1 pseudogene is annotated in these 251 nt (G+C 58.2%); it reads left to right on the top strand.

What is annotated here, in order from left to right:
• Nucleotides 1–251 (top strand): annotated as a pseudogene (locus tag KI356_RS28885) (dihydropyrimidinase); the annotation flags it as partial.

The raw sequence follows: 251 nt of genomic DNA, 5'->3' as shown, positions 1-251 counted from the left end.
CGCCAGCAAGCGGGCGGAGTTTATCGCCGCAGGGTTAACCGCGCCGCGCTATCACGCCTTGAGTCGCCCTCTGGAATGCGAAGCGGAAGCCATCGCCCGCATGATTAACCTGGCACAAATTGCCGGTAACGCCCCGCTCTATATCGTGCACCTGTCTAACGGCTTAGGTCTGGATTATCTGCGTCTTGCCCGTGCGAATCACCAGCCAGTCTGGGTTGAAACCTGCCCACAATATCTCCTGTTGGACGAAC

This window comes from Bacillus hominis (assembly GCF_018332515.1).
GTDB lineage: Bacteria > Bacillota > Bacilli > Bacillales > Bacillaceae_G > Bacillus_A > Bacillus_A hominis.
Note: the sequence above shows the minus strand (reverse complement) of the source record. Positions and strands in the feature narration are given on the sequence as shown.